Here is a 15,958-nt window from a genome sequence, read left to right as displayed (position 1 = left end):
GACTCCTCTTAATATGGGTGGAATTTAAAACCTGAAACTGAGAATTAAGGAATCGAGCGTGCGACGGAAGCTCGATTTTTTAGTGATGAAAAGTGTTGCTTTTCATACAGATTCATATTAGTATTTCTCAAGTAAACTTCTGAGGAAAAGGGCGCTGATTATGCCGAGACATATATGGTTATTAATTATTGGAACAGCAATTCAAGTAACAGGGGCGTCATTTATTTGGCCACTGAATACGATATACATGCACAATGAACTTGGCAAATCGTTAGCCTTTGCAGGTTTTATTCTTATGCTAAATCAAGGTTTTGCTATAATAGGCAACTTATTTGGTGGTGTCCTATTTGATAAATTAGGTGGATATAAAACGATTGTATTAGGAGCCTCAATTGCACTTGTTGCAGCCTTTACCTTAACGGTTTTTCACAGCATTCTACCTTATGCAGTTCTACTAATTATCATTGGATTAGGGTCTGGAATTGTCCGACCAGCCATGTTCGCGATGGCTAGCTCTGTTTGGCCAGAGGGAGGCAGGAGAGCATTTAACTCCATCTATGTTGCTCAAAACCTAGGGGTCGCCATTGGTGCTTCATTGGGTGGGTTTATTGCTGTTTACTCTTTTTCCTATATTTTCCTAGCAAACGCTCTCGTTTTCACCATCTTCTACTTATTAGTTCTGTTTACCTATAAGCCGATGAATGTAAAACAAAATACGCACGCTTATACCAACGTTTTAGAACAAGGAAGAAGTATTGAAAACAAAAGAGCGTTTCGAGCTTTGCTTATATTAAGTCTTGGTTTTTTTATTTGCTGGATTGCTTATGTACAGTGGCAAACAACAATCGCCTCTTATACACAAGATTTAGGTATCTCTATCGATAAATACAGTATTTTATGGACAGTAAACGGGTTATTAATTGTCTTAGGTCAACCACTTATTAGAGTTATAACGAATTGGATTCCATCTCCGAAGCAACAAATATATATTGGGAACTCCATCTTTTTAATTTCCTTTATCTTTATTTTACAGGCGGAGTCATTTAATTCCTTTTTAACAGCCATGATTATTTTAACAATTGGAGAAATGCTCGTTTGGCCAGCCGTACCTACTTTAGCAAACGATTTAGCACCAAAAGGTCAAACCGGATTTTATCAAGGTATGATAAATAGTGTCGGTACAGCAGGGCGAATGATGGGTCCTGTCATCGGAGGATTTATTGTAGACCAATTCCACATTCATGTTTTATTTTACGGAATAATCATTCTCTTTACGATCCCGTATATAACAACATATCGTTATGATCGAAAGCTATCAAAATAAATAAGACGAGGCATTTGCCTCGTCTTATTTATTAGTATTTGATTGTTGGATTATATCTTTTAATTCTTTCATTTCTTGTCGTAGTAATTGGATTTCTTCTTTCAACATTTCTTGTTCAGGATCGGCTTGTTCCGCTTTCTCCTCAGCCTCTACCCGCTCAAAATTATTGACGATAACCCCTACAAAGAGATTTAAAATGACAAATGTACCGATTAAAATAAATGTGACAAAGTAAACCCATGCCCATGGTGCATGTTCCATAACCGGCCGCATAACTCCACTCGCCCACGACTCTAACGTTACCATTTGAAATAGTGTTAAAGCTGACTGTTGTAATGTACCAAAATACTCTGGTGCTATCGCTTTAAAAAGCATTGTTCCGATAACACTAAATACATAAAATATGAGAACCATTAACATTAAAATGGTCCCTAGGGACGGTAAGGTTAATAATAAAGCGTTCACGAGCTTGCGTAATGATGGAACAATTGAGATTGTACGAAAAATACGTAAAACTCGAAGAATACGTACAACGGTTAAAAAACGGGAACCAACAAAGATATGGCCACTTGCAACAATAATAAAGTCAAAAACATTCCATCGATCTTTAAAAAATTGGAATGTGGGTTTCGCCGCAATAAGCTTTAACATAATCTCTATTGTAAATAGCCACAAAATAATACGGTCAGATAAATAAAACCAATGTTCATAACGCTCATACAAATGCCCATAAGTTTCTATACCGACAACTACTGCATTTATTAAAATTAGAAAAATAATAAAAGCATTAAATAATTTATGATTTACAATGTTTTCACATAGAATTGAGATAGATTTTCTTTCCATATTCGTTCCCCCATTAAGCTCACTTCACCCATCATATATAGTAATGATTTGTTGACAAGGTCAAACCTATTGTATCGATTTTTTCTGTTTATATAAACTCTATTATGTTGGCAACTGGTATGGAAAGCAACTAATTCAATACAGTTCATAAAAATGTAGATTTTTATATAAATAGTAAGGTTATTGAATATATATATACTGCATAAGGAGGGGATACATATGGGAAGACGGAATGTGTTAATGGTTGTGACGAGTCATAGTCATATGGAAGATAAACCGACCGGCGTTTGGTTATCTGAATTTGCGGAGCCATTTGATGCTTTTCAAAAAGAAGATTTTGATATTACCGTTGCGAGTATAAAAGGTGGGTATGCTCCGATTGACCCTAGAAGTATCGACGAAGATGCGGAAGAAAGGTGGAAAAGTGCTATTCACCAACTTTCTCAAACAACTCCTATAAATGAAGTGAGCGACAGAGGATACGATGCAATTTTCCTCCCTGGAGGGCACGGCACAATGTTTGATTTCCCTAATAACCAAAAACTACAGCACCTCATTCAACAGTTTGCTGAAACAGACCGTATTGTTGCTGCCGTCTGTCACGGGCCTGCTGGCTTCGTTAATGTAAAACTTTCTAATGGGGACTATTTTGTAATGGGAAGACAATTAACTTCCTTTACCGATGACGAAGAACGGACAGCTCATCTGGATTATTATGTACCCTTTCTATTAGAACAACGTTTACGTCAACGAGGTGCACAATTCATAGGGAAAGATACATTTACAAATAACGTTGTCACGGATGAAAAACTTATAACAGGACAAAACCCACAATCTGGTGAGAGTATTGCCTTACGAGTAATCAATATGTTGCAGTAAAAAGGAAGAAGAGTTAACTCTTCTTCCTTTTTACGTATTCCATTTGAAATTTACTTCTGGGTGTATATAAACGACTTCAAAGTCATCATTTTTTTGCAAATTCGTAAATAAATCTTCAGGTGAAAACCATAAGAAGTCATTTTTCATTTCATAATTAGCCCCATAATAATAGCTGAGCCAAATTAACTTTGAACAATATATATACTCCCATAGATCCTTTAAGTCGATTCCTAATGAGAAAGAGAATGCCGGTTTCATTATATTATTGGCTACATTACTTTGATACTGTGCCAAATATTGATTGGCAAACTGGGCGGCTTTTTGACCCATTTCTGGTGACTTCGGACGGAAATGGGCATGGATTGGATAATTTCGTAAAAAAGCTTGAACCGTTTTTCGTTCAATCGCCGGGAATCCACCTGGTGACTCTATTGTCTCTGTAGGGCTAACAATTAAAGCTGAATGACCAACGTACTCTGATTTTTCATCGTTGATATTTTTACTGGAAACTAATATGTCACCTGGCCGAAAATCTCGTTGTCGGCTCTTCTCCTGCTCGGGTTGTTGATTCATAATTTGAAACGGATAAAGCCGTTGTTCAATGACTGGACTACCTGGGAATCTGTTATCCCTGACGACTATAATTAACATATATGATCCTGCTCGAAGGTCTCCTTTGAAGATTCTATACTCATTACCGTGATGAACAGGATTAACCCTCTCATTATTAATAAAAAATTCGTAACTAAATGGTACGTTTTGTTGAACCATTACCTTAATCGAAGTTTGATCTTGATTAATAACGAAATGACTCACACATATCACCCCTCAGAAATAAACTATTCATCAGGGCTTAGAGGCGTTCGTCTATTATTTCATGTTATTCTGAAAAAAAGAATAAACGGTTATTCATTGACAATTATATAGATTTATTTAGAATTGGGTATTAAATATTTAAATGAATAAACAATAAACTCGTATAAATTTGGGAATAAGGTCCAAAAGTCTCTACCAAACTGCCGTAAATAGTTTGACTACGAGGAAGCATAGAATACGTGTAACATACACATATTAATTTTCTATTTGTCCTCTCCTGTCAAACTCTAGTTAACTAGAGTTTTTTTGTTTTTATAGGAGGAATAAGATGAGCAATCTAATGAAAGATAAACTAAAAAAACGGATACAAGTAGCAAATAAATAAGAAAAGGCAGACCTTGTCATTAAAAACGGGAGAATTATCGATGTGTTTAATCAAGAAATCATCAATGGTGATATTGCAATCGTTGATGGCATGATTGCAGGCATTGGAACCTATGAGGGGACAGAAATAATGGATGCTAATAATGCATATATTTCACCCGGGTTTATCGATGGTCATGTTCATATCGAGTCATCCATGGTAACACCAAAGGAATTTGCGAAAGTTGTGCTTGCTCACGGTGTTACAACAGTCATAACAGACCCTCATGAAATAGCAAATGTCACTGGAGTTGATGGAATATCTTTCATGCTACAAGATGCAGAAGAAAGCGAACTAGATGTCCGTATTATGCTTCCGTCAAGTGTACCGTCGACTCCATTCGAAAATGCAGGGGCTGAATTACAAGCAGAGCACTTGAGGGAATTTTATTCACACAATAAGGGTCTAGGATTAGCTGAGGTCATGGACTTTCCGGGTGTTAAGCAACAAGATGACCACATGCTAAATAAAATAATTGATGCAGTAGATTATAATACAAACATTGATGGTCACGCTGCGAATTTGGACTATGAAGGATTAAATATATATCGCGCTGCTGGAATTCAAACCGATCATGAATGTACAAATGCTGAAGAAGCAAAGCGAAGACTGTCTCTAGGTTATTATGTCATGATTCGTGAAGGATCAGTGGCAAAGGATTTGAAGAGTCTGATTCCTGTCTTAAACAATTCAAACAGCAAGAGATGCCTATTTTGCACTGATGACAAACATTTAGATGATCTAATTAGTGAAGGGAGCATTGACCACAATGTTCGCCTCGCTATAAAGAGTGGAGTCAATCCTATTGTAGCTATTCAGCTCGCATCTATAAACGCTGCCGACTGCTATCAGCTAAAGCATAAAGGAGCTATTGCACCAGGGTTTGAAGCTGACCTCCTCTTTATAGATGATTTAGAGAAAGTTACGATTACAAAAGTACTGAAATCCGGAAAAGTCGTAGCTGAAAATTATGAATATGCAGGTTCTACTCGTGTGGATAAGGATACAAAAAAACAAACAGTAATGAATTCCGTACAAATTCCTACTTTAAATGTCATGATTTACAAATAGAGGTTAAAGATAGAGCAAATATTATCGGTGTTATTCCTAATCAGTTAGTTACGAAAAAGTTAGTAGAACAAGTTGATACAAAAAACGGTTACTTTACACCTTCTACAGAAAAAGATCAATTAAAAATAGCGGTAATGGAAAGACATCATAATACCGGGAATATTGGGTTAGGAATCGTAAAAGGTCTGGGCCTAGTTTCAGGGGCGATTGCATCCACAGTAGCTCATGACTCTCACAATATTGTGACAGTAGGGACGAATGATGAGGATATCTTGACTGCCGTTCATACCATTAAAGATATAAACGGTGGACTCGTCGTTGTTAATAACGGAGACGTTGTCAGTTCATTAGAACTCCCGATTGGTGGTCTGATGTCTAATAAAAGTTATCAAGAGGTTAATGAAACATTGCACCAATTAAATAAGGAAGTAAATCACCTTTTAACGAAAGATGATTTAAACATCTTTATTGCCTTATCGTTCTTAAGCTTACCTGTTATACCAGCATTAAAATTAACCGATGCCGGTTTATTTGATGTAAGTGAATTTAGACATATAGATGTAGCAGTAAAATAAGGAAAGAACTTAGCCCCTCGATGGGGCTAGGATTCTAATTAACACTTTTATTAAGTAATATGAGCATTACCATTTGTGAAAATGGTTGAGTATCGTTTAAAATATGAAAGGACAATCATTAACGTGCATCGATGAAAACAAAGTACTGTTGATCTGAAAACTTTTTATAAAATGACGTATTAAGGGCATTTTTAAAAATAAGGGGAATAAGATTTCGACTACTAGTACGATTGTAGTCGTTTTTTATATTGACTGAAGAAATGGATAATGCTGGTACTTTGTTGACATCCTAAGGATAAATGGTATGGTTGTTCTTATGTCAATGACATTAACTAATGAAAGCGAGGATTTAACGTGGATAATAAAAGTGATGGCTATTGCACACTCGTAATATTTGGAGCAACTGGGGATTTAGCAAAACGAAAACTTTTCCCATCTATATATAACCTATATAAAAAAGGGGAAATTTGCCATAATTTTGCCGTTGTCGGTGTCGCACGCAGAGAATGGAGCGATGAGTTTTTCCAAGAAAATGTGTTAAATTCAATCAAAGAATCTAAGGTTGAAATCGGGGACGATATTGACGAATTCCTTGAGCATTTCCGCTATTTAGCATTTGATGTTACCGATAAACGCTCCTATCAAAACTTAAACGCATTACTACATAACTTAGAAGAAGAGTACCATATCCCAAGTAACCGTATGTTTTACATGGCAATGGCTCCGAAGTTTTTCGGTACAATTGCATCCAGCTTAAAGTCCGAAGGGGTTACAAACGAAAAAGGATGGAACCGCCTCATTATCGAAAAACCTTTCGGACATGACTTACCATCTGCCGAACAGTTGAATGATGAAATTCGGGAAGCGTTTCGGGAAGATGAAATTTACCGAATCGATCATTACTTAGGAAAAGAAATGGTTCAAAACATTGAAGTCATTCGCTTTGCAAATGCGATTTTCGAACCACTATGGAACAACCGGTACATTTCAAATATACAAATTACATCAAGTGAATCACTAGGAGTAGAGGATCGTGGTGGTTATTATGACCATGCTGGAGCTCTACGTGATATGGTTCAAAACCATATGCTACAAATGGTTTCTCTACTCGCGATGGAACCACCAATTCGTCTCACAACGGAGGAAATTCGCAGTGAGAAAATTAAGGCATTGCGAGCGTTAAGGCCCATTTCCGTTGAGGAAGTGGACAACTATTTCGTACGTGGTCAGTACGCGCCCGGAGAAATTAAGGGCGAAGAAGTTCCAGGTTATCGCAGTGAACCAAACGTAGACCCAGAGTCTATTACAGAAACGTTTGTAGCTGGAAAATTGATGATTGATAACTTCCGCTGGGCAGGAGTACCAATCTATATTCGCACTGGTAAACGTATGACCGAAAAGTCTACAAAAATTGTGATCCAATTTAAAGAGTTACCAATGAACTTATACTATAAAGAAGAAGACCAGATGCACCCTAACTTGTTAATCATTCATATTCAACCTGACGAAGGGATCTCTCTCGTGTTAAACGGGAAAAAAGTGGATGCAACTGGCCTCACAACACCGGTGAAACTCGATTACTGCAACAATTGTATCGATGGGGTGAATACACCTGAAGCATATGAAAAGTTACTTCATGATGCGATTCAAGGGGATGCTACAAACTTTACACACTGGGACGAAGTTTCCCTTTCTTGGCAATTCGTTGATGTCATCTCAAAAGCTTGGGAAAAAGGTGGACACATTCCAGGCTATAAATCAGGTTCAATGGGGCCTGAAGAGTCTGAACAATTATTGGCGAAAGATGGTTTTAAATGGTGGCCAATTATTGATGGGGGCTCTTATTCAATCTAACTACTCATAGAGGAGGAAGATAGCATGAAAAAAGTATATGATATTACAGTTCCTGTTTATGAAGGTATGCCTGTTTATAAAAACAAGCCAGAGAAACAACCTAAATTTAAAAAGGTAACGAATGCACATGTAACAGAATCTACAATTACAATGGATGCGCACACAGGAACCCATATTGATGCACCATTGCATATGATAAACGATGGGGAAACGTTTGAGGCCGTTAATTTACAAAGCTTAATTGGGGAAGCAAAAGTGTTTGACCTAACGAGTGTAGAAGAAGGCATTCAAGAAGAACATCTAACAGGATTAAACATCGAAAAAGAGGACTTCGTTTTATTTAAAACGAAGAACTCCTTTGATGATGAATTTAACTTTAATTTTATTTACTTAGCAGAAAGTGGCGCAAAATATTTAGCCGAGAAAGGCATACGCGGAGTGGGGATTGATGCTTTAGGTGTTGAAAGAGCTCAACCAGGTCACCCGACACATAAGACACTATTTGCGAGTAATATTATCGTGATTGAAGGGTTAACGTTCAGAGAAGTGGAAGAGGGTACATACGACATGGTAGCTGCTCCATTAAAATTACTAGGTACGGACGCATCTCCTGCACGTGTGCTCCTATTTGAACAAGCATAAAAAAGATTTAGTTATAGTAAAAAACGGAGCCAATTGGCTCCGTTTTTTTATTAATACCATTTCGTATGGAACGTACCTTCTTTATCAATTCGCTTGTACGTGTGAGCACCAAAATAATCACGTTGAGCTTGCAATAAGTTTGCTGGTAATGTAGCTGTCCGGTAACTATCGTAGTATGAAATTGCTGCTGAAAAGGCCGGTACTGGAACACCTTGTTCAACGGCAACAGCGATAATTTTTCGTAATGAATGTTGATAAGACTCTACAATTTCTTTAAAGTATGGGTCAAGAAGCAAGTTTGGTAAATTTTCATTATTATCATATGCCTCTTTAATATTTTGTAAGAAGCGTGCCCGTATGATGCAACCGCCACGCCAAAGCATAGCAATACTTCCAAAATCCAGGTCCCAACCGTATTCCTCTGATGCTGACCGAAGCTGCGTAAACCCTTGGGCATAGGAAACAATTTTACTCATATAAAGCGCTTGGCGAACAGCCTCTATTAGCTCTTCTTTATCCATTGGCACTTCAGGTTTATCTTGTGGTCCATTAAGAACACCACTTGCATTTACACGTTCATCTTTCAATGCAGAGATAAAACGAGCAAATACGGACTCTGTAATAATTGGTAACGGTACTCCTAAGTCTAAAGCACTTTGACTTGTCCATTTACCAGTACCTTTTTGGCCTGCAGTATCTAATATAACATCAACAAGGGGTTTACCTGTTTCATCATCTTTTTTCGTAAAGATATCTGCTGTGATCTCAACTAAGTAACTGTCTAATTCTCCTTTATTCCATTCACTGAAAATTTCATGGAATTCTTCTGCTGAAAGTTGGAGAGTTTGCTTTAAGAAGAAATATGCTTCACATATTAACTGCATATCACCATACTCAATACCATTGTGGACCATTTTTACATAGTGACCTGCTCCATCTGGTCCAATATAGTTACAACATGGTTCACCGTTTACTTTAGCGGAAATACCTTCGAGCATATGGTGGACTTTTTCATAGGCCTCTTTTTGGCCACCAGGCATAATAGAAGGACCTTTTAATGCACCCTCTTCTCCACCAGACACACCTGCCCCAATGAAATTAATTCCCTTTTCAGCTAAACGCTTATTTCTGCGCATTGTATCTTCAAAATATGTATTCCCGCCGTCAATTAAAATATCTCCTTCATCTAAGTGGGGAAGTAAGGAATCAATAGCTTTATCCGTAATTTCACCTGCATTTACCATAAGCATAATTTTCCGAGGCTTTTCTAGTGAGTTTATAAATTCCTGTACATCGTATGTACCTACTAGGTTTTTCTCACGATGCTCTTCCAGGATTTCATCTATTGTTTCTTTTGAAATGTCATATAAGGCAACAGGGTACCCTTTGCTTTCGAAGTTTAACGCTAAGCTTTTACCCATAACGCCGACGCCGACAACGCCAATTTGCTGTTTTGACATTTGCTGTTCAACTCCTTCCTTTTCATACTTTTTCTATTTTAAATGAAATAAGCTATTTAGTGAAATTATTCTTTCACATTTGATTAAAATGATTACGAAAAATACCCTGTTTCAAGTGATTGCTGGGCCTCATGTAAATGTTTCAGCAATTCTTTAGCATGACGAAACTGTACATTCGTTTCCAGTTGTTCTTTTATCGGGCCCTTTTGTAGAGCATTGATCATTTTTTGTGCGCTCATGAGCAACTGTTCAGCTCTTTGAAACTGTTGAGGGCTATTATTTGCTTGCGATTCAATTACAGCCTGCTCTGCCTCACGCACAGCCTTCAGAACAATTTCTAACCTTTCATTAACCTCCACAGCCATCACCTCTATCTTATTTTTGTCCGTAACGGCTGTTTCATACGAATTCGTTTTATTCAGAAAAAAATTAGTCGTACAAGCTGCTCCTTTTGAATACAAATTTGAAGACAAGCATTTTTTAAGGGGTGAAGAAATGGGTATATTCATCAGTTATATATTGTTAGGTTTATCTTTAGCTGCACCAATTGGTCCTGTAAATGCAGCACAAATTGATCGTGGAGTTCGTAACGGTTTCCTTCACTCTTGGCTCGTAGGATTAGGGGCCGTTTTAGCTGATATTATTTATATGTTAATTGTCTATTTAGGGGTAGCCCATGTCATTAATACACCATTCGTAAAATCGTTTTTATGGCTGTTTGGCTGTTTCATCCTTCTTTACACTGGAATTGAGAGTCTCACCAGTTCCCATAAGTTAGGCATGAGTAATGAACGAAAGAAGGAGCCATTATCCCAATCCTTTTTATCAGGCTTCCTTATGTCCATCGCCAATCCATTAACGATTATTTTTTGGTTAGGGATCTATGGTGCAGTACTTGCCAAAACAGCTGCATCTTATGGTACGAAAGATTTATTTATTTTCAGCAGTGCGATTATAATCGGGTTACTTTTATGGGACATTACAATGGCTACCGTATCCAGCGGCTTTCGAAAGTGGTTAAAAGCACGTACGCTTTCATACATTGGTGTATTATCGGGAATCGTGTTAATTGGGTTTGGCATTTACTTCGGCATTCAAGGTGTACAAGAAATTTTACATTTTTCCTTCATTCATCTTTTCTCGTTTCCATATGCGTGACATAAACCATACAACAATCCCAATTAGAAGAACGATACCCATACTAATAAAAAAGCCTGGCCGGTTTATTCCGTCAACTAACGTACCTGACACACCGAATAAAATCAATCCCATACCTGCTATATTTTTTACTTTCTCCTTCGTATTAGGATCATTTAATCTTTGGGCTGATAGCAAGATGAAAAACCAGTTATATAAGAGCATTAATCCTGCTCCTGTCGTAACATATTCATAAATTTTTTTCGGTAAAACGAGAGCCATAACAATAGATGCGATTAAGCCAACAACAAGTAAAGCTAAAGCCGGGATAGGAATGGCAAGCTTTCCTTTTTTCGCAAATAGGTGTGGTGCATCGCCATCCTCAGCTAAAGAAACTAAAATGGTCGTTACACCATAGAAAGCGGCAACCATCGTTGAGAAACCGGCAATAATGAGAACACCATTAAAAACATGGGATATAAATGTTAAATTAAAGGTTTCTAATACAGTGACAAATGGACTGTCCTCGGTACCGAACTTTTTCCAAGGTACTAATAGAAGAGCTAGTCCCAATGATAAAATATATATGATCGTAAGTAACAATAGCATTGCTCTGCCTGATTTCGGGGCCTCCTTCGGTTCCTTTAATTCTGTTGCCATAAGACCCATGACTTCTATGCCTCCAAAGGCGTAAAAGGCAAATATCATGCTAGACCAAAATCCCATAAACCCAGGAGAAAAGAAATCGTTCATCGTCTTTTTTACCTCGATCGGCTTTTCACCGTCAACAAAACCGAATAAGAAAACAACGCCAATCACGATAAACATTAAAATCGCACCAATTTTCATGACTGCAAATACGTTTTCTAACTTACTTAATTTCTTTCCTCCTGCTAATAAAACAATAAGACCTAATACAGCATATATGATGGCGAAGATCCAAAGAGGAATATTCGGAAACCAAAAACGAGTGAAAATGGAAAGTGCAGTTAACTGACTTCCCATAATTAACATTTCTGAGGACCAGTATGCCCAACCAATACTAAAGCCAGCCCAATGGCCATACGCTTTTTTTCCATAATAACGAAAAGCACCTTTTTGAGGATCATTTGCTGTCATTTTAGACAAGGCATCAAATACAAAATACGTTGCTAACCCTGCTAACAAAAATGCAATGAGTACCGATGGCCCACCAAGCTTTATGCCAATACTTGAGGCTAAAAAGAAGCCTGTACCAATCGTACATCCAACACCAAACAGGGATAATTGCCACCATTTCATGTTGTGTTTGTTTCCGTTTGCTTTTTGTGACTTCATTCCTGGTCCTCCTCGTGTTCTTGCATCACACCATTAACATTCCCAGTTTCACAAAAAGCATTTGAAAAATTATTTATAAATATGTAAACAAGCTATAAAGAGAGTGAAATCCAAAAATAAACATTTTTAACATAATTTTAATATTTGTATTATAAAATATTTAAGAGAAAAACACAGTAATAGCAACGTCTAGCAATCTTAATACAAATTCATCCTCACTTAAAATATTTACACAATATTTCACAAAATTCATTTATATGGTAATATATTATGTAAAGTGCTAGTCCATAAAATTTTGCACTTGCACATCCAATGGGACTTTATAATACTGTTGGAAATCATTACATATTAAGAGGGGGAGATAATAATGAAAAAGACTATTACTTTAATGCTAGTATCCATTATGGCTCTTGTATTAGCCGCGTGTGGTGGAAACAGCGAAGATGGTACCGGTGGCGGAAATGCAAACGTAGCTATCGGACCTGCTGGTAGTGGTACACAAGCAGCTGCAAAAGTTATCCTTGAAGCTTACGAGTTAGGCGAAGATGACTTCTCTGCTTATGAAGAAGGTTTTGGTAATGCAAAAGATGGACTACAAGACGGGAACATTGATGTTTCGTTCGGCCTATTAGGGCTTCCAGCTGGTAGTGTAAACGACTTGCAAGCTACTTCTGGTGATGCAAAATTAATCGGGCTCTCTGATGAAGCTGTTGCATATGTAGAAGAAAACCTTGGCTATTTCGGATATACTATTTCTTCAGATGCTTATGACTTTTTAGAAGAGGATGTGCAAACGGTTACGGCATATGCAATCCTTGTTGGTAACACCGATACAATTAGCGAAGAGGTAGCATATGAATTAGCACGTATTTCTGTTGAGCATGCAGACGAAAATACTCATGCACAGTCTGCTCATATGACACTTGAAAATGCCCTTAGCGGTCTTCCAGGATTACCAATTCACCCTGGTGCGAAAAAGTACTACGAAGAACAAGGTTTAACAGTTGATGCTGAAGTTGCGGACGTAAGTGCAACAGACACAGCTAGTCAACTAGTTCTAGGTACTGGTAGTGCAGGTGGTACTTACTACCCACTAGGTGGAGAAATGGCGAACCTTTGGACGAAATATATCGATGGCGTAACAGTTACAGCTACTGAAACAGGTGCATCTGTTGAAAACTTGGCTACTATTGGGCAAGGAGACATGGATCTTGGTATGACAGTTCACGTACCAGCACTTAATGCTTACAATGGTGAAGCTGATTTTGAAGGTAAGCCAGTTGAAAACTTTGCCTTTATCGGTCATATTTATCCAGAGGTTATGCAGATCATTACTCGTGAATCAACAGGTATTAACAGCTTGGACGATCTAAAATAATTCTATCAAGATTAGCTTAAGAAGAATTAAGGGCCAGACACAGTGTGTCCGGCCCTTTTCTAACGTTATTCCATTTTTTGGGAAAGGGTGGTGAATGGTGTGACTGAGAAAAACAACTCGAAGTACACTAACAGACAGAATTTAGATGAGGATAGCACTAAGCCAGAAATCACTCCTGAAAACGGTGAACTAAAAAATCCAGAAGAGTTGTTAGAGAAGTATGACCGAGAAAGTGCATACCGAAAGCATATTGGTAAATGGGCTTGGGTTGTATCCTTTATTGGTATTTATTTAACCTTGTTCCATCTTTATACTGGTTACTACGGAATATTACAATCACAAATACAAGGCGCTATACACGTAGGTACGGCATTAGGCTTGATTTTCTTACTCTATCCAGCGAAAAGAGGGTTACACAAGAAAGGAGTACCTTGGTACGACGTAGCACTTGCATTTACGGCCATTTTTGTTGGGTATTATAAAATTATGAAATTTGATGAAATTTTACGAGCTCGAATACATGGCTATGAAACATTAGATGTTATCGTTGCAGTTTTAGGAGTATTACTCCTACTTGAAGCGACCAGAAGATGTGTAGGATTACCGATTGTCATTGTTGGAGTTATTGCTATCGCTTATGCCATGTACGGAAACTTAATTCCCTCACAAATCTTAGCACACGCCGGATTCTCCTTCGAAAAAGTCTTTACGGACTTATGGTTTAGAGAAAATAGTATATTTGGAATACCTGTTCAAGTTTCCGCAAAATTTATTTTCCTCTTCCTATTATTTGGTGTTTTATTAGTAAATTCAGGTATCGGTAGATTTTTTAACGACCTAGCCTTTGCATTAACAGGGCGGTTTACTGGGGGTACGGCTAAAGCGGCTGTAACAGCTAGTGCATTACAGGGTATGGTTTCAGGCAGTTCTATTGCAAACACTGTTGCATCAGGGTCTTTTACTATTCCGATGATGAAGAAAGCACGATTCAAGCCCGAATTCGCTGCAGCAGCGGAAGCCTCCGCATCTACTGGCGGACAGTTAATGCCACCAATAATGGGTGCAGCAGCCTTTATTATGATCGAATATACGGGAACAACTTATGCTACGATTATGTTAGCAGCCTTAATTCCGGCAATTTTATATTTTTCCGGCATTTTTATGGGAGCTCACTTTGAGGCGAAGAAGCAAGGAATTTACGGACTATCTAAAGAAAAGCTTCCAAATGCAAAAAAGCTGTTCTTTTCCAGAGGATATATGTTGCTCCCATTAATCGCGATTATCGTAACGTTGTTCTCAGGTTTTACACCTCAGCGAGCGGCTATTATGGGTATCGTCGTCGCTTATGTTGTTAGTATGATAAGCAAAGATACTCGCATGGGTATTAAGAAAACGTTATATGTGTTAGAGCAAGGTGCTCGAGTAGCACTCCCTGTTATTGCCGCTGTGGCAACAGCTGGTATTATTGTAGGTGTTGTAGGAATTACTGGTTTAGGTGGGAAATTTGCCAATGCCATTATTGCCTTGTCTAGCGGCATACTACCGTTGGCTCTGTTCTTTACAATGATTGCTTGTATTATTCTTGGAATGGGACTACCAACAACCGCAAACTATGTAGTTACAGCTACCGTAGCGGCACCAGCATTGATTAACGGATTTGGCCTTGAAATGATTGCCGTACATTTATTTGTGTTTTATTTCGGTATTGTGGCAGATATCACTCCTCCTGTATGTTTAGCCGCATACGCAGGTGCAGGTATTGCCCGATCGAATCCGTTTAAAACTGGGGTGACGGCAGTTAAGTTGGCTATTGCTGCCTTTATCATCCCTTATATGTTTGTATTTAACCCAATCCTCGTGTTAGCGGGAGATTATAATGTATTAACCGTTACAATAGCCATTATTACTGCCTTACTAGGTATGATGGGTATTAGTAGTTCCTTAATGGGATATTTTGCACGAAAAACTTTATTGTGGGAAAGACTTGCATTGTTTGCGGCCGGTTTTATGTTAATTGCGCCAGGAAATTTCATTGACATTGCTGGAGCAATTTTAATCGGAATTGTTTGGTTTGTACAAACACGAAGACCAAGTGAGCAACGAAAGGAAAACACACAAGTACAACCTTAAGTGAAAAGCGTACCTTTCTATGTCAGTAGATATAGGAAGGTACGTTTTTTGTATGAAAAATTTTCATTTCAAATGTCAAAATGATGGACTAACTTATGAGAATGC

General features: G+C 37.8%; 12 protein-coding genes, 1 pseudogene and 1 riboswitch. Of the genes and pseudogenes, 8 read left to right on the top strand and 5 right to left on the bottom strand.

The genetic code is table 11. From position 1 onward, the window contains the following. The first annotated feature begins 160 nt into the window (after positions 1 to 160). On the top strand, positions 161 to 1,324 hold the full coding sequence (locus tag NLW78_RS10745) for an MDR family MFS transporter (RefSeq protein ID WP_254497134.1): 1,164 nt from the start codon (positions 161 to 163) through the stop codon (positions 1,322 to 1,324). Positions 1,325 to 1,348: 24 nt separating this feature from the next. On the opposite strand, the gene NLW78_RS10740 is transcribed toward NLW78_RS10745, so the two are convergent. After that, positions 1,349 to 2,170: an ion transporter gene (locus tag NLW78_RS10740; RefSeq protein WP_254497133.1), complete on the bottom strand. Its 822-nt coding sequence runs from the start codon at positions 2,168 to 2,170 to the stop codon at positions 1,349 to 1,351. A gap of 219 nt (positions 2,171 to 2,389) precedes the next feature. Between NLW78_RS10740 and NLW78_RS10735 the strand changes: the two genes are divergently transcribed. After that, positions 2,390 to 3,049, top strand: coding sequence for a type 1 glutamine amidotransferase domain-containing protein (locus NLW78_RS10735; RefSeq protein WP_254497132.1), 660 nt, complete (start codon positions 2,390 to 2,392; stop codon positions 3,047 to 3,049). A 30-nt stretch (positions 3,050 to 3,079) separates the two neighbouring features. Here NLW78_RS10735 and NLW78_RS10730 read toward each other — a convergent pair whose 3' ends face one another. Beyond that, the gene (locus NLW78_RS10730) at positions 3,080 to 3,865 is read right to left on the bottom strand and encodes a hypothetical protein (protein ID WP_254497131.1); all 786 of its coding nucleotides are present in this window, start codon (positions 3,863 to 3,865) and stop codon (positions 3,080 to 3,082) included. A 139-nt stretch (positions 3,866 to 4,004) separates the two neighbouring features. Further along, a riboswitch (purine riboswitch) is annotated at positions 4,005 to 4,106 on the top strand. A 162-nt stretch (positions 4,107 to 4,268) separates the two neighbouring features. Between NLW78_RS10730 and ade the strand changes: the two are divergent. From ade to NLW78_RS10715, 3 genes and pseudogenes are all read left to right on the top strand, one after another. After that, positions 4,269 to 5,935, top strand: a pseudogene (ade, locus tag NLW78_RS10725) (adenine deaminase). Positions 5,936 to 6,289: 354 nt separating this feature from the next. Beyond that, the gene (gene zwf, locus NLW78_RS10720) at positions 6,290 to 7,789 is read left to right on the top strand and encodes a glucose-6-phosphate dehydrogenase (protein ID WP_254497130.1); all 1,500 of its coding nucleotides are present in this window, start codon (positions 6,290 to 6,292) and stop codon (positions 7,787 to 7,789) included. A gap of 24 nt (positions 7,790 to 7,813) precedes the next feature. Beyond that, positions 7,814 to 8,431: a cyclase family protein gene (locus NLW78_RS10715; protein ID WP_254497129.1), complete on the top strand. Its 618-nt coding sequence runs from the start codon at positions 7,814 to 7,816 to the stop codon at positions 8,429 to 8,431. Positions 8,432 to 8,481: 50 nt separating this feature from the next. Here NLW78_RS10715 and gnd read toward each other — a convergent pair whose 3' ends face one another. Both gnd and NLW78_RS10705 read right to left on the bottom strand, forming a co-directional pair. Then, positions 8,482 to 9,891, bottom strand: coding sequence for an NADP-dependent phosphogluconate dehydrogenase (gene gnd / locus NLW78_RS10710; protein ID WP_254497128.1), 1,410 nt, complete (start codon positions 9,889 to 9,891; stop codon positions 8,482 to 8,484). 92 nt (positions 9,892 to 9,983) lie between these two features. Then, positions 9,984 to 10,250 (bottom strand): hypothetical protein, encoded by a 267-nt coding sequence (locus NLW78_RS10705; protein WP_254497127.1) that lies wholly within the window; start codon positions 10,248 to 10,250, stop codon positions 9,984 to 9,986. A gap of 136 nt (positions 10,251 to 10,386) precedes the next feature. Between NLW78_RS10705 and NLW78_RS10700 the strand changes: the two genes are divergently transcribed. Continuing rightward, the gene (locus NLW78_RS10700) at positions 10,387 to 11,049 is read left to right on the top strand and encodes a LysE family transporter (protein ID WP_254497126.1); all 663 of its coding nucleotides are present in this window, start codon (positions 10,387 to 10,389) and stop codon (positions 11,047 to 11,049) included. On the opposite strand, the gene NLW78_RS10695 is transcribed toward NLW78_RS10700, so the two are convergent. Beyond that, the gene (locus NLW78_RS10695; RefSeq protein ID WP_254497125.1) at positions 11,005 to 12,345 is read right to left on the bottom strand and encodes an amino acid permease; all 1,341 of its coding nucleotides are present in this window, start codon (positions 12,343 to 12,345) and stop codon (positions 11,005 to 11,007) included. The two genes, NLW78_RS10700 and NLW78_RS10695, sit on opposite strands and share 45 nt — an antisense overlap. A 367-nt stretch (positions 12,346 to 12,712) precedes the next feature. Here NLW78_RS10695 and NLW78_RS10690 point away from each other — a divergent pair, with 367 nt between their 5' ends. Both NLW78_RS10690 and NLW78_RS10685 read left to right on the top strand, forming a co-directional pair. After that, complete coding sequence (locus tag NLW78_RS10690) at positions 12,713 to 13,723, top strand: TAXI family TRAP transporter solute-binding subunit (RefSeq protein WP_254497124.1); 1,011 nt, start codon at positions 12,713 to 12,715, stop codon at positions 13,721 to 13,723. Positions 13,724 to 13,822: 99 nt separating this feature from the next. Beyond that, positions 13,823 to 15,853, top strand: a complete 2,031-nt coding sequence (locus NLW78_RS10685) for a TRAP transporter permease (RefSeq protein ID WP_254497123.1) — start codon at positions 13,823 to 13,825, stop codon at positions 15,851 to 15,853. Positions 15,854 to 15,958: the final 105 nt, after the last annotated feature.

The sequence above is a fragment of the Salirhabdus salicampi genome, assembly GCF_024259515.1.
Lineage (GTDB): Bacteria > Bacillota > Bacilli > Bacillales > Alkalibacillaceae > Salirhabdus_A > Salirhabdus_A salicampi.
This window is presented reverse-complemented; position numbering and strand designations above follow the sequence as displayed.

Bases quoted from the DNA above. Each gene is read 5' to 3' on its own strand.
- NLW78_RS10735 (WP_254497132.1), top strand. From the start codon at position 2,390: ATGGGAAGACGGAATGTGTTAATGGTTGTGACGAGTCATAGTCATATG.
- NLW78_RS10700 (WP_254497126.1), top strand. From the start codon at position 10,387: ATGGGTATATTCATCAGTTATATATTGTTAGGTTTATCTTTAGCTGCA.
- NLW78_RS10745 (WP_254497134.1), top strand. From the start codon at position 161: ATGCCGAGACATATATGGTTATTAATTATTGGAACAGCAATTCAAGTA.
- NLW78_RS10690 (WP_254497124.1), top strand. From the start codon at position 12,713: ATGAAAAAGACTATTACTTTAATGCTAGTATCCATTATGGCTCTTGTA.
- gnd (WP_254497128.1), bottom strand. From the start codon at position 9,891: ATGTCAAAACAGCAAATTGGCGTTGTCGGCGTCGGCGTTATGGGTAAA.
- NLW78_RS10695 (WP_254497125.1), bottom strand. From the start codon at position 12,345: ATGAAGTCACAAAAAGCAAACGGAAACAAACACAACATGAAATGGTGG.
- NLW78_RS10715 (WP_254497129.1), top strand. From the start codon at position 7,814: ATGAAAAAAGTATATGATATTACAGTTCCTGTTTATGAAGGTATGCCT.
- NLW78_RS10740 (WP_254497133.1), bottom strand. From the start codon at position 2,170: ATGGAAAGAAAATCTATCTCAATTCTATGTGAAAACATTGTAAATCAT.